The sequence below is a fragment of the Methylotuvimicrobium buryatense genome, from assembly GCF_005931095.1.
Classification (GTDB): domain Bacteria; phylum Pseudomonadota; class Gammaproteobacteria; order Methylococcales; family Methylomonadaceae; genus Methylotuvimicrobium; species Methylotuvimicrobium buryatense.
In genome coordinates this window covers 2,329,464-2,352,770 of the sequence record NZ_CP035467.1, presented here as the reverse complement: position 1 = coordinate 2,352,770, position 23,307 = coordinate 2,329,464, and the positions used below count along the sequence as shown (strand labels likewise).

17 protein-coding genes and 1 pseudogene are annotated in these 23,307 nt (G+C 45.3%); 13 read left to right on the top strand and 5 right to left on the bottom strand.

From position 1 onward, the window contains the following. Positions 1–21: 21 nt before the first annotated feature. The 3 genes from EQU24_RS10565 to EQU24_RS10555 all read left to right on the top strand — a co-directional run bounded on the left by EQU24_RS10565 (position 22) and on the right by EQU24_RS10555 (position 5,116). Positions 22–1,230, top strand: a complete 1,209-nt coding sequence (locus EQU24_RS10565; protein WP_017839538.1) for a sensor histidine kinase — start codon at positions 22–24, stop codon at positions 1,228–1,230. A 216-nt stretch (positions 1,231–1,446) separates the two neighbouring features. Further along, complete coding sequence (locus EQU24_RS10560; RefSeq protein WP_175421676.1) at positions 1,447–4,215, top strand: PAS domain S-box protein; 2,769 nt, start codon at positions 1,447–1,449, stop codon at positions 4,213–4,215. 277 nt (positions 4,216–4,492) lie between these two features. After that, positions 4,493–5,116 carry a response regulator transcription factor gene (locus EQU24_RS10555; protein ID WP_017839540.1) on the top strand — a complete coding sequence of 208 codons (624 nt, stop codon included), beginning with the start codon at positions 4,493–4,495 and terminating at the stop codon, positions 5,114–5,116. A 454-nt stretch (positions 5,117–5,570) separates the two neighbouring features. On the opposite strand, the gene EQU24_RS10550 is transcribed toward EQU24_RS10555, so the two are convergent. After that, positions 5,571–7,076 carry a PAS domain S-box protein gene (locus EQU24_RS10550; RefSeq protein WP_186005676.1) on the bottom strand — a complete coding sequence of 502 codons (1,506 nt, stop codon included), beginning with the start codon at positions 7,074–7,076 and terminating at the stop codon, positions 5,571–5,573. Between the two features lie 1,601 nt (positions 7,077–8,677). Here EQU24_RS10550 and EQU24_RS23455 point away from each other — a divergent pair. From EQU24_RS23455 to EQU24_RS10515, 7 genes and pseudogenes are all read left to right on the top strand, one after another. Next, a pseudogene (locus EQU24_RS23455) lies at positions 8,678–9,307 on the top strand (methyl-accepting chemotaxis protein); the annotation flags it as partial. Between the two features lie 12 nt (positions 9,308–9,319). Next, positions 9,320–9,688: a response regulator gene (locus EQU24_RS10540; protein ID WP_017839543.1), complete on the top strand. Its 369-nt coding sequence runs from the start codon at positions 9,320–9,322 to the stop codon at positions 9,686–9,688. A gap of 11 nt (positions 9,689–9,699) precedes the next feature. Next, positions 9,700–10,023, top strand: coding sequence for an STAS domain-containing protein (locus EQU24_RS10535; RefSeq protein ID WP_017839544.1), 324 nt, complete (start codon positions 9,700–9,702; stop codon positions 10,021–10,023). Then, positions 10,020–12,188, top strand: a complete 2,169-nt coding sequence (locus EQU24_RS10530; protein ID WP_017839545.1) for a chemotaxis protein CheA — start codon at positions 10,020–10,022, stop codon at positions 12,186–12,188. The genes EQU24_RS10535 and EQU24_RS10530 overlap by 4 nt, the downstream gene beginning before the upstream one ends. 80 nt (positions 12,189–12,268) lie before the next feature. Beyond that, positions 12,269–15,283 carry a methyl-accepting chemotaxis protein gene (locus tag EQU24_RS10525; RefSeq protein WP_083877624.1) on the top strand — a complete coding sequence of 1,005 codons (3,015 nt, stop codon included), beginning with the start codon at positions 12,269–12,271 and terminating at the stop codon, positions 15,281–15,283. 9 nt (positions 15,284–15,292) lie between these two features. Next, positions 15,293–15,853, top strand: coding sequence for a chemotaxis protein CheW (locus EQU24_RS10520; RefSeq protein WP_017839547.1), 561 nt, complete (start codon positions 15,293–15,295; stop codon positions 15,851–15,853). A gap of 62 nt (positions 15,854–15,915) precedes the next feature. Then, positions 15,916–16,185: a hypothetical protein gene (locus EQU24_RS10515; RefSeq protein WP_014148531.1), complete on the top strand. Its 270-nt coding sequence runs from the start codon at positions 15,916–15,918 to the stop codon at positions 16,183–16,185. A gap of 72 nt (positions 16,186–16,257) precedes the next feature. Here EQU24_RS10515 and EQU24_RS22955 read toward each other — a convergent pair whose 3' ends face one another. Then, positions 16,258–16,605 carry a transposase gene (locus EQU24_RS22955; RefSeq protein WP_235726379.1) on the bottom strand — a complete coding sequence of 116 codons (348 nt, stop codon included), beginning with the start codon at positions 16,603–16,605 and terminating at the stop codon, positions 16,258–16,260. 145 nt (positions 16,606–16,750) lie between these two features. Continuing rightward, positions 16,751–16,942, bottom strand: coding sequence for a hypothetical protein (locus EQU24_RS22950; RefSeq protein WP_017839550.1), 192 nt, complete (start codon positions 16,940–16,942; stop codon positions 16,751–16,753). Between the two features lie 229 nt (positions 16,943–17,171). Between EQU24_RS22950 and EQU24_RS10505 the strand changes: the two genes are divergently transcribed. From EQU24_RS10505 to EQU24_RS10495, 3 genes are all read left to right on the top strand, one after another. Then, the gene (locus EQU24_RS10505; RefSeq protein ID WP_083877625.1) at positions 17,172–18,326 is read left to right on the top strand and encodes a gamma-glutamyltransferase; all 1,155 of its coding nucleotides are present in this window, start codon (positions 17,172–17,174) and stop codon (positions 18,324–18,326) included. Positions 18,327–18,439: 113 nt separating this feature from the next. Continuing rightward, on the top strand, positions 18,440–18,916 hold the full coding sequence (locus tag EQU24_RS10500) for a gamma-glutamyltransferase (protein ID WP_138767146.1): 477 nt from the start codon (positions 18,440–18,442) through the stop codon (positions 18,914–18,916). A 108-nt stretch (positions 18,917–19,024) separates the two neighbouring features. After that, on the top strand, positions 19,025–19,468 hold the full coding sequence (locus EQU24_RS10495) for a dirigent protein (RefSeq protein ID WP_017839551.1): 444 nt from the start codon (positions 19,025–19,027) through the stop codon (positions 19,466–19,468). 330 nt (positions 19,469–19,798) lie between these two features. On the opposite strand, the gene ubiD is transcribed toward EQU24_RS10495, so the two are convergent. Beyond that, positions 19,799–21,259: a 4-hydroxy-3-polyprenylbenzoate decarboxylase gene (ubiD, locus tag EQU24_RS10485; protein ID WP_017839552.1), complete on the bottom strand. Its 1,461-nt coding sequence runs from the start codon at positions 21,257–21,259 to the stop codon at positions 19,799–19,801. Beyond that, positions 21,256–23,295: an oligopeptidase A gene (gene prlC / locus EQU24_RS10480; RefSeq protein WP_017839553.1), complete on the bottom strand. Its 2,040-nt coding sequence runs from the start codon at positions 23,293–23,295 to the stop codon at positions 21,256–21,258. Before prlC ends, ubiD begins: the two co-directional genes overlap by 4 nt. Positions 23,296–23,307: the final 12 nt, after the last annotated feature.

Sequence of the window (23,307 nt, the reverse complement as noted above, 5' to 3'; positions counted from 1 at the left end):
AAAACCACACGAGGACAAGTCATGGTTCAATCCCCTTTTAAAATTGTGGCAATAGAAGACTGGCCTTCAAATCAGCGAATGCTGCTCGATACGTTAGGTAACGACTATAACATACGAGTCGCAGCAACAGGCGTGCTAGGGCTGCGTTTGATCCAAGATGATCCTCCGGACTTAATTTTTCTAAAAAATCGCCTTCAAGACATGCTTGGGTTCGAAATTATCCGGAATCTTCGGTCTTGTATTAAGTTGCAGGATATACCGGTAATTTTACTAACTGAATCGAGCATGCTTGAAGATCATCTGATCGATTGGCAGATTGATAACATCGATTATATCTTTGAACCGATAAATAAAATTGTCGTTCTCTCAAGGGTCAAGACACAATTGGAATTAAGGAGTGTACAAAATAAACTAAAAAATCAAATTTGGTTTTATCAAATGGAAAAAATGGATTCCATAAGGAAACTGGTGTCCGGTATAGCGCATGAGTTAAATAATCCGTTGGGTTATGTTTATTCCAATATAAACGGTTTGAAACAATATCATCAGGATATATTTAATATATTAGAGTCGGCTGAGCGAATGATCGAGAGTTTTTCAGAGGGTTGTCGGGATCTTAATGCGTATAAACAGCTTAAAAATGATCTTTATTTCGATTTTATCAAACAGGATCTAATCAATATCGTTGATGAATCCCGTGAAGGAGTTGAACGAATTTCTAACATTGTCAAAAAGTTATGCGATTTTTCGCGTTTTGAAAAAGAGGCTGTTCATCTGCATGATATAGAGTCGGGTATTGATGTCGTTCTAGATGTATATCAAAACGAACTCCAAAAGAAAGCAACTATCATAAAAAATTACAATGGTATATCGCCAATTTATTGTGTTGGGGATCAAATTAACCAGGTATTTACGAATTTATTGATAAATGCGGCGCAGGCCATTGAGGAGCATGGAACAATCACTATCAATACCGGGTATTGGGGTAATGATTGGCTTTGGGTTGAGATTGTGGATGACGGGATAGGAATTCCCGAAGAGATTAAAAGTAAAATATTCGATCCTTTTTTTTCAACGAAGCCTGTTGGGCAAGGGGTCGGGTTAGGATTGGCTCTTGCTTATAAGATCGTTAAAGATCACAAAGGATTTATTAATGTATTTTCGCTACCTGGAAAAGGCGCGAAGTTTCAAGTTTATTTGCCTGTTAATACTACGCCAAATCTAATATGACTTACGGAGGTGAGGGCTTCTCGTTGATAACCTTTGCCAGTTAAGGAATCTGTATTATATATGTCGTAGTCTTTTTCAAGAGGGTAACTGAATATTACCATTGCTCCTGTTGCAACGATTATTTTGATATGCTAATTCTGTTTCATATGATTGTAATTCTTTTAATAATACATCTAAAACTTGCAGAAATATGGAATAATATTGATGTCATATTCTATGAATAAGAAGACTAATATCCGAAATTTATCGCTTTGTATCATTTATACGTTTTTATACTTTATATTTGCAATTTCGATAACACTGCTCTATCCAATGAATTCTTATGGTATACCGTTTTGGCCTGCTGCAGGTATCGGACTAGGAGCGATGATACGAATGGGATACTCTGCTTGGATTGTAACCTTTGTCGGCGCATTTTGCTTTTCATCGATAATTAGGGGGGCAGGTATTGGCTATGCGGCAATGGAAGGGCTTGGTTCTTCAATGGGGGTTCTGGTTTGCTTTACATTACTAAATAAGCATAATTTTGATTCGGCATTGCTTCGAGTTTACGATTTATGGTTATTAGTAGCCTCCGCTGCATTAAGTTCAGCGATATTTTCTAATATTAATCTTTTTTTTATCTATTACTCGAATTCGGACGTATCTCCCGAAATCTATATTAATGATTGGTTTAAGTGGTGGACAGGAGATGCACTTGGAGTTTTAATACTTACCCCGTTAGTTTTGACATGGACGGATAAAAGTCATTATGTCTTTGCAAAAAACGGCTTTTTTTTACGCGGGACTTTATATCTTACGGTTTTCATTTGTGGATATTTGGGTTTAATCGTATCGAGTAAGGTAATAGAAGAGCTTAGAGGACTAATCGTCATGGCGACTTTTCCTTCTCTTGCGTGGGCTGTGTTGCGTTTTTCATTAAGAGATGTCGTTTTATGCATATTTACGGCATCTTTTTTTTCGTTAGTAATATTTGGCTATCAAACACCGCAGTCTATAGAGTCGTTGATGTTTTTTATGTGGATGACTGCGCTAATGGCATTGTCTATCCATATCGCGATATCGTCAAACCGGCTTATGTTAATCCAATTAAATGAAAAGAATGAGCAATTGACCTCGCTGATCGAAACATTTCCCGACGGTATTTTTCTAAATGACGGTCTAGGTCAATGTCAAATCGCAAATCGGGCAGGATTGGCGATTACACAATTAAATGATAAATCCGACTGGTACGGTAAAACAGAACGGCAGTTAGCGGTTAGCTCGCAATCCGATGATATGCGTTTACTATTCGAGTATTGCTCGGAAAGTACCGAAATGGCTTTCAAAAACGGACGCTTGATGAGAGGTGAACGTAAAATAAAAAAAAAGAACGGTGCGGCTCGTTATCTTGAAATACGCAAATTCCCTAGGCTTGGTAAAAACGGTGACCGAGTTGGAATCGTAACCATCGTACGAAATATAACCAAACAAAAATCAATTACCGAGACGTTGAGACAGAGTACGATTCAATATCAGAAGCAAGTTCGTTTGCTACAGACTGTTTTGGATGCTTTGCCAGCCCAGGTTGGATTGTTTGATAAAAATGGTTCAATTGTTGCCGTCAATCGAAGTTGGCTTTATAAATGCCAGCACGCGTGTACTAAATATTCCGATGTTAAAGCTGTTTGCGGGGAGCATCTTACGGGTTGTCCTCAGTTGACTGACATGCCCATTTCAGGCTATGTCAACGCAAGAAACGGAATTTTCAAGGTATTGCATGGAGAAGCGCCGCAATTTGTCTACGAGTTTTCGGAGACGTGCTCGAACCAGTTTGCTTGGCGCAAGATGATCGTGACACCGATAGATCCTAAACTTATCGGTTCCTCCGGCGTTGTGGTGATGATTTTGGATGTCACCCAATCCAAAATTTCAGGCGATATTGTTCGTCAACGCGAACGCCAATATCGTGCAATAACCGAGCATTCACCCGATATGATCCTTCGCGTGGGGCCGTCCGGTAGAATACTTTTTGCCAATAAAGCACTGACATCCTTCCTGAGACGGAATGGTTTTGGTTTGATTGGTCAAAAAGTAATCGAATTATGGGGAGACGAACATGTTGCTAGTTTGTGGAACGATGCGATAGACAGAATTATTAACGGTGCGCAGCAACGCATAGAGTTGGTTTTTGAAACGAACGATGCAGATCAAATAGGAAGGCGAGTTTTTCAAGCATATATGGTACATGACGGCGTCGATAATGAAATAACTATACTAGTAGTGATTCGTGATATCACTGAGATAAAAGAGAAAGAAGATCGGTTGATCGAGTCTCATAAGCAATTACGTTTATTTGCTGCTGAATCCGAAATGGTGCGAGAGGCGGAAAAAAAGCATATTGCAAGAGAATTGCATGATGATTTAGGGCAGCTCTTAAGCGCTTTACGATTCGATATCGGGCTATTGAAAATGCAGTATGCGGCAAGTGCTCCGGAACTTGAGCCAAGATTAATCAAGATGATGGATATACTCGAACGAGCAATTGAGTGCACTCGAAATGCTGTCGATCATATTCGCCCGAATGTTCTCGACATTGGACTTGATGCGGCGCTTGAATGGTTGCGTGACGATTTTGAAGAAATGTTCGGAATTGATTGCGAGCTACAGATAAAAGGAGAAATACCCGAGTTAAGCGAAGAGCAGGTAACGGTGCTTTTCCGTATTATGCAAGAATCGTTAACAAACATCGCTAAACATGCCTGTGCGACATCTGCCTCAATCCAGTTTTGGTCGACTAATAATCTGATTTATTTAGTAGTTCGAGACAATGGCATTGGTTTTGATTTTGAAGGAGTCGATCGGAATAAAAAATGTTTCGGTTTGCTCGGTATGGAAGAGCGAGCGATTGCATTAGGAGGGTCGTTGACTATAGAGACTAAACCGGGTTTTGGATGCAGTACTATGTTGACTATCCCTATTTCAAGTAAAAACGAATCGTCATAGAACTAATAATGAGTAACTATTCGTAAGCGTTCAGCCCCCTACCTGAATTGTACAGGTTTTCGCGACCACAGAACTAGCTATCAATGGCTTGCCGCAGTTTTTCAGGGAAAATACTCATTTTTGAGGGGGAATCTGAACAATTACATTGGACGGATTGGACTGTTAAATTTAGCTCGTATTATCAATCGCGTAATGGTTATCGAAATTTATAATACATGTATCGATACACTATTATCATAGCAAGTACAGAAGAGTTTTTTTATAAAGGAGGTAGAGAGTGGTTAAAATTATACTAGCCGACGATCATGCTATTTTAAGAAGCGGACTCAAGGAAATATTAAATATAGCGCCCGATATTCAATTAATAGGCGAGGCTGAGGATGGCGAGGAATTACTATGTCTTCTCAACAAACATGTTCCGAATATATTAATGACTGACATGTCTATGCCCGGAATTAATGGATTGGCTTTGATTGGAAGAATTCGAAAATATTATCCGGAATTACCGATTTTAGTATTGTCAATGTTAGATGATTTACAGTTAGTCATGCGTGCGGTTAATGCGGGGATTCAAGGGTATGTCACGAAGAGTTGTTCGCCGGAGATTTTATTGGAAGCGATTAACAAAGTTGCTTCAGGAGGTAAATATATTGAACCTAGACTAGCTGAGCGTGCATTATTTTCAGGTAAAGCAGAGAAGTCTCCTTTAGAACAGCTTTCCAAAAGAGAACATGAAATTTTTATGCTGCTAGTGCAGGGTATGGATGCAATGACAATTGCAGGCCGTTTATTTATCAGTGTTAAAACGGTTAGTACGCATAAATCGCATATATTAGAAAAGATGGATATGAAGAATGTAGCAGAACTTGTACGTTATGCGATGCAAAATCAGCTACTATAGATTAAACTTCAAAAGCGCCTGTTTAGTGTTTGCTCTATGGCGCATTTGCGATAGTATTCGTCATATAGGTATGGGTTTTCGATATGATATCCAGGTTGTATGGATGTGAAGCTAGGAATTGCCATCCATGGCACTGGATTATTCAAATTCGTTGACGAAATTACGCATTTTTCCTTAAGTTGGCGTCCTACGGAAAGAGTTAAATCAACCGGATAACGCTGATGATGTTTTTTCTTGGACTTAGCAAAAATTTAATTCTTGGAGAGTGAAGTGTAAATATTCAGCCTCCCCTCTTTGAAAAAGAGGGGAGGAGATTTTTAAATAAATCCTCCTCAATCCCCTTTGTTAAATGAGGAAGACAAATCGACAACTTGTTTTGGATGCAGGGTGAGTGAACAATTACAATGAAGTAGTATTAATGATTTAAAAAACACATTTTTAGTAGAGGGCTGTATCAGTTTTCGTGTTGGGTCAGCATTAAAATAAAACCATTAAGTAAATTATTTTCGAGAATAGCTGTTATTTTTAAATCGACAAAAACCATACGCCCATCCAAATATTTCAACAACAGTTTCTTAAAATAAGCTTCTTTCTTTTCTGCTTCGATGCATGTCATTAATGCATATTCGATCGATTGAAAATCTTCTCCGCTTAGTTGCAGTACTTCATCCACTTTATGTAAAGTTGAACTATTTAATTCCCATCCGGTTAAGCGTGCCGCATCTACCGTCATATCGGTAATCCAGCCATCTGCATTAAGTACAATAATTGCAGCATCCAATGCGTTCATCGCGGCACGATTGCGATCTAAATCACCTTGTAGTTGAGAATTAGTTTGATAAAGATCATCCAATTGATCGCTCAATGATTCGTTACAAGATTCGATAACCTTAAGTCGTCTAACCATTTCATCGGTACGAACTGCAATCTGAGTGTCCATATAATAACGAAGTGAGGTCAACTCGTCTTCCATGCTTTTAGTTCTTGTTATGTCGATAAGAATGCCTTGCATAAACACGGTTCGATTATGCCTGTCTGTCGCAAAAGTTGCTGAATCATGGAACCAGCGAAATTTGCCGTCGGAACAACGTAGCCGATAGTCGCAACAAAAGGGGTGTTTTTGCTGACAGCTTTGACGAAAAAAGCTTTCAATGTTGCCTCTATCTTCTTCGTGCATGCTTTCGAAACGGGATTGCGCATCAATCTTCCATAATTCCGTTGAAATTCCAAATTCTTCAGCCTTAGGACTTAGATAAATAAAGCGCTCGTCATCGCCAAGCGAAATTACATATGAAACGGCTTGTATTCGCTCCATTAAAGAATCATACATCGCTTCTGTACGATATTTTTGCTTTAAAGTGTAATGGTGACTTAATATATATTTAATGCAGAAGGGTAATATATTCAAATAATGTCCATTTGAATCCTTTTGCAAAAAATCAGTGACGCCGAATTCTAATTCAATCTCTTGTTGATTCGAGTCATTATTGTCGGAAATGCTAAGTATGGGAGGAGCTAATTCTTTTCTTATGTGTTTTAATCGAGATAAAAATTCCGACTTATGCATGTCGGAAATCGAATTTCCTAACAAAATACAATCGATCGAATATTTCTCTATACTAGCCAGTCCTTGAGAGCCCGATTCACATTCTAATATTGTTAAATCGAAATCCGCTAAATACTTCTGATCTAAAGAACGGAGATAAGCTATTCGGTCATTTTGTTTTTTTTCAACCAGCAATATATGAACTTGTTTTTGTTCTTTCTCAGTATTACCTGTATATATGGAGGGCTGTGTATGGAAAATTAATTCATTTTCATTTTGTCTTGAACAGAATCCGGCTTCCGGTCGAGAATATTGATAATGGTGATTTCCAAACATATACGCAGAATTTCGCGTTATCGTTTTAGAAAATATATCACATTTATTAGAAGTCATATTGGTGGGTTCTGAGAACATTTTAGGCTCCATATTTTTTAACCAAAGGAATAGAAAGTAACTGATTCTGGTAATCTTATTTACCTCATATACTTATCGCACTTCAAATTTCGACATTAGGCGTATGAAGTAGCCGGTGCGAATGTGGGTTTTGGTTCCTCGGCAACTGTCGAGTTATAAGGATTTCGTGATAAATAACCTCCTGGAACTATGAGTTTTGTTGAGGGTTTGGTAACTCGCTTGACAGGAGGACGCCGTGAATACGTCCGTGCAGGCTTGACGTCGGCTTTCCCTGTTGCCGACACCGCCAATCGAGCTACCGAACCTTCCATAAAATAGGGAAGTTATTTTCGACCAAATCCTAAGGATGTAATGAATGCAGAAAATTTAGTTTTTTCTGTTCTGCGTCGCATACTGCACGTCAATTTTGGTGTTCGTAAAGACTTTGGCAGTACCTCTTTCAACGTTAGGTGAGGAGGAGCAAAGAGCCTTATAGATACTTCATGTGGCATCCTTTGGCCGGATACTACGACGCCGAAAGTGGTAAGACAGTAGTATGAAAACGCCGGGTGCTTATTCAATTACGTTTTTATCCTATCAGTGCTCTTGGTTTGAAAGAATCGGTAATTTCTGATTTTTAAGTCAGTTTTTGCGTACTTATTTTTTAAAGCATAAGGATTTCGTGATCAATAACGTCCTGGAGCTATGAGCTTTGTTGATAGTTCGGTCACTCGCTTGACAGGATGCCGTAAAACCAACATTTATCACCAAAACCTAAGAAAATTCCGAGTGCCATATTTTTAAATTCCGATATTAAAATCAGCGGCCGCCTATAGTAGGAGTTAATAGATATTTGATAATCTGCACGCTAATCTTTACGTATTGCTATCGTTCGTTAGCCGGATTTTGCAATGGTTCAATAGCTATTGAGCAGTAAGCGGTAGTTGACGTCTGAAGTGCATTAAGAGCGGATAGAGTATTTACATTACCTTTGATCAAGATGTCGAAAGACATGAGTTTGCCTGCCGAGTGACAAGATTATGCAAAACGAAACATTTATGGGACGAATCTTTCATCATGCGTGGCCGACTGCATTTACCGGCTTGCTTGGGTGTGTATTTATCTTGTTCTTCGATCGTGGCGAAGTGGTGGATCCTGTACTTGCATTAACCGTTGTATCGTTATATTTGTCTCACGTGTCTGCGAATAAAGCCTGCGCATCGATAGAACATGCCGTACAAGCCGAACGTGCTCAGCAGGAATCGAAAAGAAAAGCGCTCGAAGCTGAGACGGTCAAAGGACTTGATAAGTTATGTGAAAATGTGCTTCCGGTTTGGTCTCGGCAAATCGATTTGGCTAGGCGGCATACCGAAGAGTCGATCAGCGGCTTGGCGAAGCGTTTTTCCGAATTAGTGGAAAGAATCGAATCGACTGTTTCTACTTCGGTTGAAACGACCGGACAAGGAGAGACAAGTGGTATTTTGCAAGTGCTTAAGGAAAGCGAAACGACTCTTGGCGATATCATCGATTCGTTTAAAAGTGCGCTCAATCTACGAGAGGCCTTGTTTAGCCAGATAACCGAGTTAACGAAATTTACCGTCGAATTGAAAGCAATGGCCGCGAGCATTAGAGATATTGCCGGACAGACAAATTTACTGGCACTTAATGCATCAATTGAAGCCTCACGTGCCGGAGAGCACGGTCGCGGATTTGCTGTAGTCGCCGATGAAGTTAGAAAGCTGTCGATGTTATCGGGGGATGCGGGGCGTCATATTACTGAAAAAGTGGAGTTAGTTAATGCCGCCATCAAATCCGTATTCGATGCATCAGAGCATTATTCCATCGAAGACGCTGTCATCATTCGTAACGCCGAGAATGCAATGCAACATGTATTGGAGGGCTTTCAAGGGGTTGTGTCGTCATTGTCCGATACTTGTATCGTACTCCAAAAAGAAGGATGTCAAATCAAGGATGAAATTTCGAACGTCTTGATTGATTTGCAGTTTCAGGATCGAGTCGGGCAAATGCTCGATCATGTATGTACCGATTTGAACAAGCTGGAAGGTTATTTACTTGAGCGAGACTCGCATCCGAACGGGTATGCACAGACGGAGATCGATGCCGATTCGTGGCTTAACGAGTTGTCCTGTGCTTATACGATGCACGAGCAACGCGTGATGCATCACGTTAAATCGGGATACGGTTCGAAGCAAACAGTAACAACTAAGCCGACGGAAATTACCTTTTTTTGAGGAGATAGCACTATGAGTAAAACGGTCATGATCGTCGACGATTCAGCATCTATTAGGCAAGTTGTCAGCATTGCTCTGAAGGGGGCGGGTTATCAGGTTATCGAAGCCTGCGATGGTCAAGACGGACTGGCGAAAGTTAGCGGGCAGCGAGTTCATTTGATTATCAGCGATGTCAACATGCCGAAAATGGACGGTATTTCTTTTGTAAAGGAGCTAAAAAAAATTCCGGAAACAAAATTCATTCCGGTAATCATGCTGACAACCGAAAGTATGCAGGCGAAAAAGCAGGAAGGTCAAGCCGCTGGTGCGAGAGCTTGGGTAGTCAAGCCGTTTCAACCCGAGCAGATGATTGCGGCCGTTTCGAAATTGATTATGTCGTAGGAGTTCATGTCATGAATATTCGGTTCGATTACGATCCCGAAAATAATCGTCTGAGTTTAGATGGTGAGATGACGATTTATACAGCGGCCGAACTCAAAGGCCGGTTGATGCAGAGACTGCATGAATCCGAAACGCTCGCTATCGATTTGTCCCGTGTCGGCGAAATCGATTCGTCGGGAGTCCAGTTACTATTGCTGATGTTCAGGGACGCTGCGACCAAAAATAAATGTATCCGTATTGTCGCATCGAGTCCGGCATTCGACGAAGTCGTGTTTTTGTGTTCCCTGCAAGAAGCGTTTGGAATGAACGGTATCGAAGCCGAGGAGGAGGCATGAATCTGGATGAAGCGTTACAGACTTTTATTGAAGAAAGCAGCGACTTACTGACTCAAATGGAAGAAGCTTTGATACTGTCCGAGCAATCCGAAGAAATTTCTGAAATCGTCAATGTACTGTTTAGGGCGGCGCATACGATCAAAGGATCGGCCGGTTTGTTTGGGTTTGATCACATAGTTTCGTTTACCCATGTTGTCGAAAGTTTGCTGGATAGGGTTAGGACGGCGGAACTCGAGCTGACTTCCGATCTGATCGCATTGTTGATGTATAGCCGCGATCATATCGCCGATTTGCTTGAAGACATGACCCCCGAACCTGGTAATGTCAGCGACGAGTTGCGCGAGAAAGGCGACCGGCTCGTCGAGCAATTGAAATGTCATCTTGGTAGCGATGAATCAATGCCGACTAAACCAAACGAAGATACGTCGGTTGCCCCAAACCGGACAAACTGTGATCAGCGGCCGGTTCGTTCAGAAAATTGGCATATTTCGTTACGGTTTGCTCCTGATATATTGAAAAACGGCATGGAACCGTTTTCGTTTCTGCGTTATTTGTCCACTTACGGCGATATCGACCATGTTTGCACGGTTCCGGACGCGATTCCTTCAGAAGAGAAAATGGATCCTGAAATCAGTTATTTGGGATATGAACTCAGTTTCAAGAGCCGAGCCGAGCGGTCGGCGATCGATAGTACGTTCGACTTCATTCGCGATGGTAGTCAGATTAGACTGATACCGCCGCATGCCGATATTTCCGAATATATTGAGTTGATAACAATATTGCCGGAATCGAACGAGCGGGTCGCCGAATCTATCCGGAAGTGCGGTTCGTTGACTCAAGAAGAATGTCGAACCGCGCTTTCGGAAATACAGCGGGTAAGTGCAGCCGATAGAACTCAGGTATCTAGAAGCGATATCGAAGCAAGTCCACCCGCGCCTAAATCGAATCCATCGGAACGCAATGCGACGACCGTCGCAAAGAACGGAGAAAATCGCTTTATACGTGTGGACTCGGTCAAGCTGGATCGATTGATCGATCTGATCGGCGAATTGATCATCGCCGGCGCGAGTACAAGCATGGTGGCCCGAAAAATTGGCGTCGCCGAATTGCGGGAATCGACTTCGATTCTTTCTCGATTGGTCGAGGAGGTACGAAATACCGCATTAAATTTGCGAATGGTGCAAATCGGTACGATTTTCAATCGTTTTCAGCGCGTCGTTCGCGACGTAAGTCAAGAGCTCGGTAAAGATATCGAATTAATTGTCGAAGGCGCTGAAACCGAGTTAGACAAAACGGTCGTTGAGCGCATTGCCGACCCGTTGATGCATTTAGTCAGAAACGCAATCGATCACGGCATTGAGCCGTTTGAGCTGCGTAGGGATAGAGGTAAGCCCGATAAAGGTACGGTCAGACTCGGTGCCTATCATGAGTCGGGCAGTATCGTAATCGAAGTTGAGGACGACGGCGGTGGGTTGGATCGGGATGTCATTCTGGCGAAAGCGGTCGAGAAAGGCTTAGTTAGCGAAGGCCAATCAATGAGCGATCATGAAGTTTTCAATTTGGTATTCGAGGCCGGATTCTCGACGGCTAAGGAAGTCAGTAATTTATCGGGCCGCGGAGTCGGGATGGATGTCGTTCGGCGCAATATCGTCGATTTACGCGGTAGCGTTGAATTGTCGAGCCGGCTAGGAGAGGGAACCTCAGTCAAGATTCGATTACCGTTGACGTTGGCTATAATCGACGGTTTTTTAGTCGGCATCGGCAACGCGACCTATGTTTTACCCCTCGACATGGTTGTCGAATGTATAGAGCTAGCCGCCTGGAATCAAGAGGTCGGAGACGACAAGCGTTATTTGAATCTGCGCGGCGAGGTGATGCCGTATCTGAGATTGCATGAACATTTCGGAATATCGGGCAAGATCGGCAAACAGCGCAACGTCGTTGTTTTGAATTATGCAGGCGAAAAATTCGGTTTAGTCGTAGAAAAATTGATGGGCGAATTTCAAACGGTGATTAAACCGATGGGGAAAATGTTAGAGAAAGTCCAAGGTATTAGCGGCTTTACGATACTGGGTGGCGGGGATGTCGCATTGGTTTTAGACGTGCCGGGGTTGATGCGGCAAATTGTTCTTGAGCATGAACGCGAGGAGGATACCGTGCATTGATATTGAACGAAGACGGACTAATGTACGGCTCTGCGTTGTGCAACAATCGAGTCTGAAAAATAGCTCGAAGGAGATTGTTTATGTTTACTACTATGAAATTGGGCACCCGGATCGGTTTGGGTTATTTCGTTGCATTGTTTTGCTTATTGCTTAGCGGTGTGTATGGTGCGATGAACTTAAAATCGGCCAATCAAGAGATGGGAACGATATACGAAGATAGGGTGGTTCCCTTAAAAGGGCTTAAGGCAATCGCCGATGCCTATGCGATCAATGTTATTGATGCGGTCAATAAGACTAATGCCGGATTAATGAGTGCCGAAGAAGCTTTACAGAGTATTCGTAATGCTAGTCGACAAATTGGCCGTGAATGGAAGGCCTACACGGCCACGCGTCTGACGGACGAGGAAGAACGCTTGGCCGAACAAGCAGGCAAGTTGTTCGAGGCAGCCAATAGCGATATTCAGCGATTGGAGTCACTATTGGAACGCCAATCGGGACTCATTGAAGGGCAATTAAGAGAATTCGACGGACCGCTTTACGCCAATATCGATCCAATCGGTAATAAAGTCGCCGAATTGATCGACTTGCAATTGAATGTGGCCGATGAAATCTATCGTATGTCGGCCGATAATTATCTGCTCATGTTACAACTGACGGCAGTGATTATCGTCGTTTCGATGATTGTTTCCGCATGGCTCGGTTTAGCGATTACCCGTAGCGTCATGAATCAGTTGGGCGGCGAGCCGGCGCTGGTTTATGACATAGGCAACAAAATATCTGGCGGCGATTTGAGCAGCAAAATTGATTGCAAGCCGGGCGATACGAACAGTTTATTGTATGGCATGGGGCGGATACAGCAAGCGATTCGATTGCTGGTCGACGACACCTCGATGTTGACCCGATCGGCTCGCGAAGGGTTGCTTTCAACTCGGGCCGATACCGAACGACACAGCGGAGATTTTCGCGAAGTTATCGAGGGATTCAACGGCTGCCTCGACGCGGTAATCGGTCCGCTTAATGTTGCGGCCGATTATGTCGATAGGATTTCGAAAGGCGATATGCCGCCGAAGATTACCGATACTTATAAAGGCGATTTCAATACGATCAAGAACAATTTGAACACCTGCATCGAAGCAATCGATACAATGGTCGCCGAAGCCAACAATCTAGAACAGGCCGCTATCGAAGGCCGTCTGTCGACCCGTGCAGATGCGAGTCGTTATCAAGGCGACTACCGTAAAGTCGTCGAGGGCGTCAATAATTGTCTCGATGCGGTAATCGGACCGCTAAACGTTGCGGCCGACTATGTCGACAGGATCTCGAAAGGCGATATGCCGCCGAAGATTACCGCGACCTACAACGGGGATTTCAATGTCATCAAAAATAACCTGAATACCTGTATCGAAGCAATTAACTTAATGGTGGCTGAGGCTAACAATCTCGAACAGGCCGCAATACAAGGCATGTTGTCGGTTCGCGCCGATGCAAGTCAATATCAGGGAGACTATCGCAAAGTTGTCGAGGGAGTCAATAATTGTCTCGACGCGGTAATCAGCCCGCTAAACGTTGCGGCCGACTATGTCGACAGGATTTCGAAAGGCGACATGCCGCCGAAGATTACCGCGACCTACAACGGGGATTTCAATGTCATCAAAAATAACCTGAATACCTGTATCGAAGCAATTAATTTAATGGTGGCTGAGGCCAGTAATCTCGAACAGGCTGCAATACAAGGCATGTTGTCGGTTCGCGCCGATGCGAGTCAATATCAAGGAGACTATCGCAAAGTTGTCGAAGGGGTCAACAATTGTCTCGATGCGGTAATAGGTCCGCTTAATGTTGCGGCAGATTACGTCGATAAAATCGCCAAAGGCGAGGTTCCTCCGAAGATTACCGACAGTTATAACGGTGATTTCAATACGATCAAAAACAATTTGAACACCTGTATTGACGCAATCAATCGAATGGTTGCAGATGCGGCGATGTTGGCCGAAGCCGCCATTGATGGCCGTTTGGAGGCGCGAGCCGACGCATCGAAGCACCTAGGTGATTACCGGAAGATAGTCGAAGGCGTAAATCAAACGCTCGATTCGGTGATAGGTCCGGTAAACGACGTGATGCAATCGTTGGCTGCGATGGAAAAAGGCAATTTGACGCGAACCGTCGATGGCGAATACAAAGGGAAACTGAAGGAATTGCGTGACATGTTGAATAATACGCTGACTCGTTTGTCTCAAACTGTTGCCGAGATCAATATGACGACTCAGGAGCTAAATAATGCTTCCGAGCAGGTTAATGCAACCGCGCAGAGCTTAAGTCAGGCTGCTAGCGAGCAAGCGGCTAGTGTGGAGGAAACCTCATCGTCGATCGAACAAATGTCGGCATCGGTCAATCAAAACTCTGAGAATGCCAAAGTTACCGACGGCATTGCAACTAAAGCGGCTAAGGAAGCCGAAGAAGGTGGGGGGGCCGTAAAACAGACCGTGACGGCAATGAAAAGTATTGCCGAGAAAATAGGCATCATCGACGATATTGCTTATCAGACCAATCTATTGGCGCTCAATGCGGCAATTGAAGCCGCGCGAGCCGGGGAGCACGGTAAGGGGTTCGCTGTTGTTGCAGCCGAGGTGCGTAATTTAGCGGAGCGCAGTCAGGTCGCGGCACAGGAAATCGGGGAACTGGCAGGGAAAAGCGTCGATACTGCCGAGAAAGCAGGAGGACTGCTCGATCAAATGCTGCCGTCGATCCAGAAGACTTCAGACCTCGTGCAGGAGATTGCAGCTGCATCCGAAGAGCAATCGGCCGGTGTGAGCCAGATTAATACGGCGATTAGTCAATTGAATCAAGTGGCACAGCAAAACGCCAGCGCAGCGGAAGAGCTGTCGTCGACTTCCGAAGAATTGGGGGCAAAATCTTCGCAACTGGGCGATTTGATGAGCTTTTTCAAAATTACCGAACAATCTGCGGGAAATCGCTTGGCTGCTGGCGGGAATTTGAAATTAGTGCATAAAGTTTCGAGCCGGACCAAAAAAATCGTCAATGAAGCTCAAGACGAGGAATTGGCGGATGACGAATTCGAATACGCCCGATTCTAGGAGGTTATCATGGAAAAAGTTGCCGATCGAAATAAGAAACAAGCGCATGATGTCGATCTTGAGCAGAATCAATATCTAACATTCATGATTGCTGGCGATACTTTTGCGATGGGGATATTGGCTATAAAAGAGATCATTCAATATGGTCAGCTAACTGAAATTCCTCGCATGCCTGCGTTTATTCGAGGGGTTATCAATTTGCGCGGCGCGGTTGTGCCTGTTATCGATTTGAATGCCCGGTTCAATATGCCTGAGGCCCGCGTATCACGCCGTTCGTGCATTATTATTGTTGAAATTCATACGGAAGAAGGCGAAAAACAAGATATCGGCGTTATGGTTGATGCTGTCAATGAGGTCCTGGAGATTCTACCGGCCGATATAGAACCGGCTCCCTCATTCGGCGCTAATATCCGTTCCGACTTCATCGGTGGCATGGGTAAGATCAAAGGTCGGTTCGTGATTATTTTGAATATCGATCAAGTATTATCGTTGTTTGAAATAGCGGATATAACAAGTGTTGCATCAATGGTTCGGAAGTCGTCAGAAACGGCAGAAAGAATGGCGGCCTAAAAATCCGATTTTACGGTAATGGCATAGATTTATTAGTAATAATACATAACTGGAGTTTTATTATGAATAACAAACGTATATTAAAAATTGTGTATGAACGGCCCAATCATTTCAAATCGTCCGATATGCGCTGTCGGACCACATGCGGTATGTTGGTGATTTCGAAGCTGGATAACGGAGAAGAGCGCATGCAACTTAAATTAGACACTATTCCTCTCGATTCGGATTTTACAGGTTGGTTTAACGTAATTTCAGGAGACCAAGAGCTAGAGGGATTTGATGCCGAATATGAATATCCGGTTTTAACGTCAATTAGAAATCAGATTATGTAAAAAATTATCCGTCGGTTCTTCTGGGTTTTCCGTTGTGATCGTAAAACAAAGGTAACGTAAAAAAGCTTTGGCTCATAGTGGAATCCGGGGAGCTGTTTCACGCCACCAACAATTCAACCAGAGATTGTAATAACGCTTTGCCGCGTTTTGTGTTACGAATAAATTCAAAAAAGCCCAGATAGAGCGGTAGATATTCTTGAGAGATACCGCGATGAGGTCGCAACCAGGAGCGTAACAAAGACCAGAGCCCTTCCATGGTGTTGACATGGACTTCGTGAAAGTATCGCCATCCTCGTCGCGCGCATACTCTCCGGCCCCATGGCAGACACTTTTTCGAATGTATTCCCATTGTTCAAGGCGATCATAAATCGTGTATTCATCGGTATAGATCAATGTACCGCTAGCAATCGTTTGTTGCACTTAAGGTTTGATGGTAGCTTGCTGAACATTCTCGACCATGTGAATGACGACTTGTCCGCCTCGCTGAATCATGCCGAATATTGGCGGCTTTTCCTTGGCCAAAGTCCCGCGTCCACGCGCGCCTTTTAATCGGTTACGCCGACCTTTACGCCCTTTTTTTTACTTTAGCGGGCTGTCCTTTGTGGCCTGAGACCACATAGACTTCATCGCATTCCACTTCGCCTTCTAGAACCACCGTCGGTTTTTTAGCCACAATACCGGAGCGCAACTGGCGTGTCATTTGTTGCGCGTCCGATTCATTCAAGTCTAGTTCGCGCGCAATATCGGAATTCGACATGTTCAACCCCATGAAGTATAAGCAGAGTATCCAGGTTTTCAACGGTTGATGATGTCCAGCGAAAATCGTATGAGTTAAATCATCGAACTTGCGGTGACAGTCTTTACAACCATAACGTTGACGATCTGGCTGACTCTCGTCTTTAGGGATCGTTTTAAGTCAAGAGATGAATAGCATTAGCATGATATGCTTATTTTTCCGTTACGGAAGAATTGGAGTCTGATACAAAATGCAGAGTAGGGGTGTGGTGGCGGCAGGTCATGAGCAAACTGCAAAAGCAGCCGCTTATATTCTCGGCGAAGGAGGCAATGCTTTCGATGCGGTGATTGCCGCGCATTTGGCGGCTTGTGTTGCTGAGCCGGTGTTATCCTCATTGGCCGGCGGCGGTTTTTTGATGGCCCGTACCGCGCCCGGCGGCACTGTGCTCTATGATTTTTTTGTTCAAACGCCGCTCTCCAAGCGCAGCGTCGATGACACGGACTTTTTTCCGATTTCCGCAGACTTCGGCACAGTTCGGCAGGAGTTTCATATCGGTTTGGGTTCGGTCGCGACGCCCGGTACTGTTAAAGGATTATTTGCGGTTCACCGGGAACTCGGTACGCTACCGATGACGGTTCTAGCCGAACCCGCTATTGAACTGGCAAGAAATGGCGTCGTTATGAATGCCTTTCAATCCTATATTTTCGACATCGTCAAGGCCATTTATCTGAGTTATCCCGAAGCGAGCAATACCTTCGGCAGCAAAATGCACCAAGGCCAATTACTGCAACAAGGAGAATTATTATATCTGCCGGATTTTGCCGATTGTCTCGAGGTGCTGGTTCGGGAGGGCGAAGCATTTTTCTATCAGGGTGACATCGCCGCCGCTGCCGCACGGCTTTGCGCCGAACAAGGCGGCCATCTTGCTAGTGAAGATTTTAGGCATTATCGAACGGTCAAACGAAAACCGTTGTCGATCGAATATCGCGGCGCCACCGTGCAAACCAATCCCGCTCCCAGTTCAGGCGGCACGTTGATAGCCTTTGCACTACAATTGCTACAATCTTTCGATCTGTCCCGCTATCGTTGCGGCACGGCGTCGTATCTCGATTTATTGGCACAGGTTCAAGATCTGACCAATAAGGCACGCGTCGACTCCTACCTGAACGGTAGCTCGTACCATCCGGGGGAGCATGTTCTGGATCCGGAAAATGTTGAAGCTTATCGAACGCGTATCAAACCCGCTCCGTTTTGTTCTAGGGGAACCACGCAAATCAGTGTCATCGACGGTTTAGGCAATATCGCCAGTCTTACTACCAGCAACGGGGAAGGATGCGGCGTGTTCATCCAGGGCAAACGCATTAAAATAAATGCCATATCAATATGTTATGACTATTCAACCTAAGCTTGCAGAATATTTTATTTGTTAGTTTTTTATTTTGTGGCAATAAAGGCTGCCGCTATGAAATTACTGAAAATACTACGCATTATAACCATTTGATTTTATATGTAGTTTTAATGCGTTTACCCTGCGTGTTCATCCCCGGCACAGGCATTCTGCTCAACAACATGCTGGGCGAAAAAGACCTCAACCCCAAGGGTTTTCATGATTGGCCACCTAATCAAAGAATGACCTCGATGATGGCGCCATGCATCGTGACGCTTTCGGACAAACGGCGTATTGCTTTGGGATCGGGCGGTTCCAATCGGCTCCGTACGGCAATACTGCAAGTATTAATTAACATAATCGATTTTAAAATGCCGCTGGACCTGGCTGTCAGGCATCCGCGCATTCATCATGAAGCCGGGTTGCTCAGCATAGAGGGGGGCTTTGATAATAACGAGGTCGCCCGGCTTCTTGAACATTATTCGAACTATAAAGTCTGGAACAGCCGTAATCTATTCTTTGGAGGCACGCATTCGGTTAGTAGTTCACCGGACGGTTTTTTCGGCATCGGCGATCCGCGGCGGGGAGGCTACGCCTTGGAGATTTGATAGCACACGTCGACTTTCTCGCTAAGCTTGATGAATTTCATGTGCTTCATGGCTAAACTGCCGAATTTTGATCTACGATGATGATACATTAATCGCGAGGAAAATTAGATGTTTGACTCTTTAGACCGCCTCATCTTATTGGTCTGCATCTTAAGCATGACAGCCTGCACACATTGTATGCCCAAAACACTGATCACCATCGCGGATGCGAGAACGCATCAGGCTAAACTGCTTGATATTGGAGAGTTAGGAGATACGGAGGGGGATATTTTGACGTTCGATCAACCCTTACTCGATGAACAAGGTTCACGGATCGGTAATAATAGCGGCATGTGCATACGTACGCGCGTTGGCCATAGCTTCCAATGTCAATGGACCTTGACCATGAAGAACGGCAGTATTCAGGTGGCTGGGCGTGAATTCGATACAGGAACGTCAGCTATAGCGATTGTTGGCGGTACAGGCCAATATTCTGGCATCAGTGGGCAAATGGAGTCAGTTAACAATGGAGATGGTACTTTTACTCAAATTTTGCACTATTGGGTTCAATAACAACAAATTGCGCTGCTCGGATTTTGTATACCCATCGCAGATTAAAATTCGGCACCAGGGTGTCCGTCAAAGGACGCCGTGAATACATCCCTGTAGGCTCTATGCCAGCTCCATGCTGGCAAAGCCTTTGTCGCACACCTTGGCGCCTCCTCAGGCACTGCCGAAATTTGAAGTGCGAAAGGTATAGTGGTGCAGGCTTGAAATTCTTTTCGGTAAGCATACTTCCCTGTACGCCGAAACATTTCAACCGTGGCCGAAGCAAGCCGAAACCGCTTAGGCCAATCCGAAACGTTGGGGACGGGTTAAATAACCCGTCCCACAGGAAGGCAATTAAAACAAATCCTCCCAAATACTATTCACTTTCTGAATAATTTCCTTGGACATCACGATCGGCCGCCCCCATTCGCGGTCGGTTTCGCCGGGCCATTTATTGGTGGCATCGAAACCGGCTTTTGAGCCTAATCCGGAGACCGGCGAGGCAAAATCGAGATAATCGATGGGTGTGTTGTCGAGCAGCGTGAAATCTCGGGTAGGATCCATGCGTGTGGTCATCGCCCAGATGACATCTTTCCATTCGCGCGGATTGACGTCGTCGTCGACGACGATGACGAATTTTGTGTACATGAATTGGCGCAGGAACGACCAAAGCCCAAGCATGACGCGTTTAGCGTGGCCGGGGTATTGTTTCTTTATGCTGATGACGGCCAAGCGATAAGAACAACCTTCGGGCGGTAGGTAGAAATCGACGATTTCAGGAAATTGTTTTTGCAGAATCGGCACGAAAACTTCGTTTAATGCCACGCCCAGCACGGCCGGTTCATCGGGCGGTTTGCCGGTGTAGGTGCTGTGGTAAATCGGATCCCGGCGCTGTGTAATTTTTTCGATCGTAAACACCGGAAATTCGTCGACTTCGTTGTAATAGCCGGTATGATCGCCGTAAGGACCTTCGGGCGCGGTTTCGTTTGGATAAATGAAACCTTCCAACACGATTTCGGCGCTGGCCGGCACTTGCAAGTTATTGCACAGGCAGTCGGCAAGTTCGGTTTTGCTGCCGCGCAGTAACCCGGCGAAGGCGTATTCGGACAGGCTGTCCGGTATCGGCGTGACGGCGCCTAATATCGTCGCGGGATCCGCGCCGAGCGCGACCGCGACCGGAAACGGTTCGCCGGGATGGGCTTCTTGCCATTCCTTGAAATCCAAAGCGCCGCCGCGATGCGCGAGCCAGCGCATGATGACTTTGTTCTTTGCGATGACTTGTTGCCGGTAAATACCCAGGTTCTGACGCTCCTTGTAGGGGCCTTTGGTTATCACCAGGGCCCAAGTTATTAACGGTGCGGCATCCTCGGGCCAGCAAGTTTGTATCGGATAGTTGCCTAAGTCGATTTCATCGCCTTCGAGCACGACTTCCTGGCAGGGCGGCGATTTAACGATTTTCGGCGCCATGTTCAATACTTGTTTAAATACCGGGATTTTGTCGAGTGCATCACGAAAACCCTTCGGCGGTTCCGGTTCTTTTAAATAAGCTAAGAGTTTGCCGATTTCGCGCAGGGACTCGACTGAATCGGCGCCCATGCCCATCGCGACTCGATGCGGCGTGCCGAAGAGGTTGCCGAGCAGCGGTATCGAATGACCTTTCGGATTTTCGAAGAGCAGGGCAGGTCCTTCTTGTTGTAGCGTGCGATTACATATTTCGGTGATTTCGAGCACCGGGTCGGCCGGGTATTGAATTCGCTTCAATTCGCCTTGTTTTTCCAGTTGCGCGATGAAATCGCGCAGGTCGTGATACTTCATGCAGCGATTCCGTTGTGTCTGAGCAGCGCGTCGATTTCGGGTTCCCGTCCGCGAAATTGGATGAACAATTCCATCGCGTCGTCGCTTCCGCCTTGTTCGAGAATGTTGGTCAAAAATGCATGACCGATGGTTTCATTGAAGATACCATGCTCTTCGAACATCGAAAAGGCGTCGCTGGATAGCACTTCGGCCCATTTGTAACTGTAATAGCCTGCCGCATAGCCCCCCGCGAAGATATGCGAAAAACTGTGCGCAAAGCGGTTAAACGGCGGCGGCGTAACCACAGCGACTTGTTTTCTGACTTGGTCGAGAATTTCGTAGATGCGCCCGCCCTTGGCCGGATCGTATTCTTTATGGATTCTCAAGTCGAATAGACTGAATTCGAGTTGCCGAACCATCATCATGCCGGATTGAAAATTTTTCGCGGCGAGCATTTTATCGAATAGGCTGTCCGGCAGTTTGTCACCGGTTTGATAATGGCCTGAAATCAATTCCAGCGCGTCTTTTTCCCAGCACCAGTTTTCCATGAACTGACTCGGCAACTCCACCGCATCCCATTCGACGCCGCTGATGCCGGAAACGCCGAGATGGTCAACCTTGGTCAGCATGTGGTGCAGCCCATGTCCGAATTCGTGAAACAACGTCGTCACTTCGTCGTGGGTCAATAACGCAGGATCGTCGCCCGTCGGCGGAGTGAAGTTACAGGTTAGATACGCGACCGGCGTTTGGACTTCGCCTTGGTATTTTTTGCGGCTAACGCAGACATCCATCCAGGCGCCGCCGCGTTTTTTCGGGCGGGCATAGAGATCGGTATAAAACTGACCGCGAAGTTGTCCGTCGCGGTCGTGAATTTGATAGAAACGGACGTCTTTGTGCCAGCTGTCGAAATTGTCGATTTCGCTGATGTCGAGTCCGTAGAGTTTTTCGACGATTGCGAACAGGCCGGGCAAGACCCGGTCGATCGGAAAATAGGTTTTCACTTCTTCCTGTGAAAGTTGATAAAAATGCTGGCGCATTTTTTCCGAGTAATAACCGATATCCCAAGGCTGCAAGTCTTTTATTCCGTAGTGTTTCGCGGCGAATTCGCGCAGTTCGAATAAATCTTTGCGCGCTTGTCGCCAGGATTTATCGGCCAAGTCCTCGAGAAAGCCGATGACCTGGTTGGGACTGTCGGCCATTTTGGTGGTCAGGGATAATTCGGCGTAGTTGTCATAACCTAAAAGGCGTGCTTTTTCATGCCGTAGCGCCAGAATTTGTTCCATGATTTGGCTATTGTCCCAGCGTCCCGCGTGCGGTCCGAGATCGGATGCACGCGTGACGAAGGCTTCGTAATGTTCGCGGCGCAACGCACGGCTGTCGGCATAGGTCATCACGGCTTGGAATGACGGAAATTGCAGCGTAATCATCCAGCCGCTTTGTTGATTGGCCTGAGCGGTTTGTTTGGCTTGTACCAATGCCGATTTCGGTAGGCCGGCTAGGTCATCGCTATCGGTGATCAGTTTGCTCCAGGCATTGGTCGCATCCATCAGATTTTCTTCGAAGCGGGAAGTCAGCTTCGATAGTTCTTGGCTGATTTCTTTGTAGCGTTGTTTCTTGGCCGGCTCCAAGTCTATGCCGGACAGTTTAAAATCTCGCAAAGCATTGGCGACGATTTTTTTCTGGGCCTTGTCATGGCTTTGAAATTCCTCGCTTTGTGCGATCGCTTGATAGGCTTTGAATAGAGCTTCGTTTTGGCCCATTTCGGTCGAATAATCGCTGAGCATCGGTAAGCAAGCGTTATAGGCCTCACGAAGCTGTTCGCTGTTGACCACCGAATTCATATGGCTGACTGGAGACCAGGCTTTGTTGAGCTTGTCTTCGGCGTTTTCGATCGGCTCGATCAAGTTTTCCCAGCTATATTGGTCGGTGGCCTTGAGGTGCCGATCGACCGTCGCGCGCGCGTCTGACAGTAATTTTTCGACGGCGGGTACGACATGTTCGGGTTTAATTTCGGAGAAATGAGGCAAAGTGTTATCGGTCAGTAATGGGTTGTTCATGTGTTTTGGGTA

Excerpts from the sequence above, each read along its gene's own strand:
- EQU24_RS10495 (WP_017839551.1), top strand. The coding sequence starts at position 19,025 with ATGTTTGACTCTTTAGACCGCCTCATCTTATTGGTCTGCATCTTAAGC.
- ubiD (WP_017839552.1), bottom strand. The coding sequence starts at position 21,259 with ATGAAGTATCACGACCTGCGCGATTTCATCGCGCAACTGGAAAAACAA.
- EQU24_RS10540 (WP_017839543.1), top strand. The coding sequence starts at position 9,320 with ATGAGTAAAACGGTCATGATCGTCGACGATTCAGCATCTATTAGGCAA.
- prlC (WP_017839553.1), bottom strand. The coding sequence starts at position 23,295 with ATGAACAACCCATTACTGACCGATAACACTTTGCCTCATTTCTCCGAA.
- EQU24_RS22950 (WP_017839550.1), bottom strand. The coding sequence starts at position 16,942 with ATGTCGAATTCCGATATTGCGCGCGAACTAGACTTGAATGAATCGGAC.
- EQU24_RS10565 (WP_017839538.1), top strand. The coding sequence starts at position 22 with ATGGTTCAATCCCCTTTTAAAATTGTGGCAATAGAAGACTGGCCTTCA.
- EQU24_RS10505 (WP_083877625.1), top strand. The coding sequence starts at position 17,172 with ATGCAGAGTAGGGGTGTGGTGGCGGCAGGTCATGAGCAAACTGCAAAA.
- EQU24_RS10550 (WP_186005676.1), bottom strand. The coding sequence starts at position 7,076 with ATGTTCTCAGAACCCACCAATATGACTTCTAATAAATGTGATATATTT.
- EQU24_RS10520 (WP_017839547.1), top strand. The coding sequence starts at position 15,293 with ATGGAAAAAGTTGCCGATCGAAATAAGAAACAAGCGCATGATGTCGAT.
- EQU24_RS10535 (WP_017839544.1), top strand. The coding sequence starts at position 9,700 with ATGAATATTCGGTTCGATTACGATCCCGAAAATAATCGTCTGAGTTTA.
- EQU24_RS10525 (WP_083877624.1), top strand. The coding sequence starts at position 12,269 with ATGTTTACTACTATGAAATTGGGCACCCGGATCGGTTTGGGTTATTTC.
- EQU24_RS10530 (WP_017839545.1), top strand. The coding sequence starts at position 10,020 with ATGAATCTGGATGAAGCGTTACAGACTTTTATTGAAGAAAGCAGCGAC.
- EQU24_RS10515 (WP_014148531.1), top strand. The coding sequence starts at position 15,916 with ATGAATAACAAACGTATATTAAAAATTGTGTATGAACGGCCCAATCAT.
- EQU24_RS10500 (WP_138767146.1), top strand. The coding sequence starts at position 18,440 with ATGCGTTTACCCTGCGTGTTCATCCCCGGCACAGGCATTCTGCTCAAC.
- EQU24_RS10560 (WP_175421676.1), top strand. The coding sequence starts at position 1,447 with ATGAATAAGAAGACTAATATCCGAAATTTATCGCTTTGTATCATTTAT.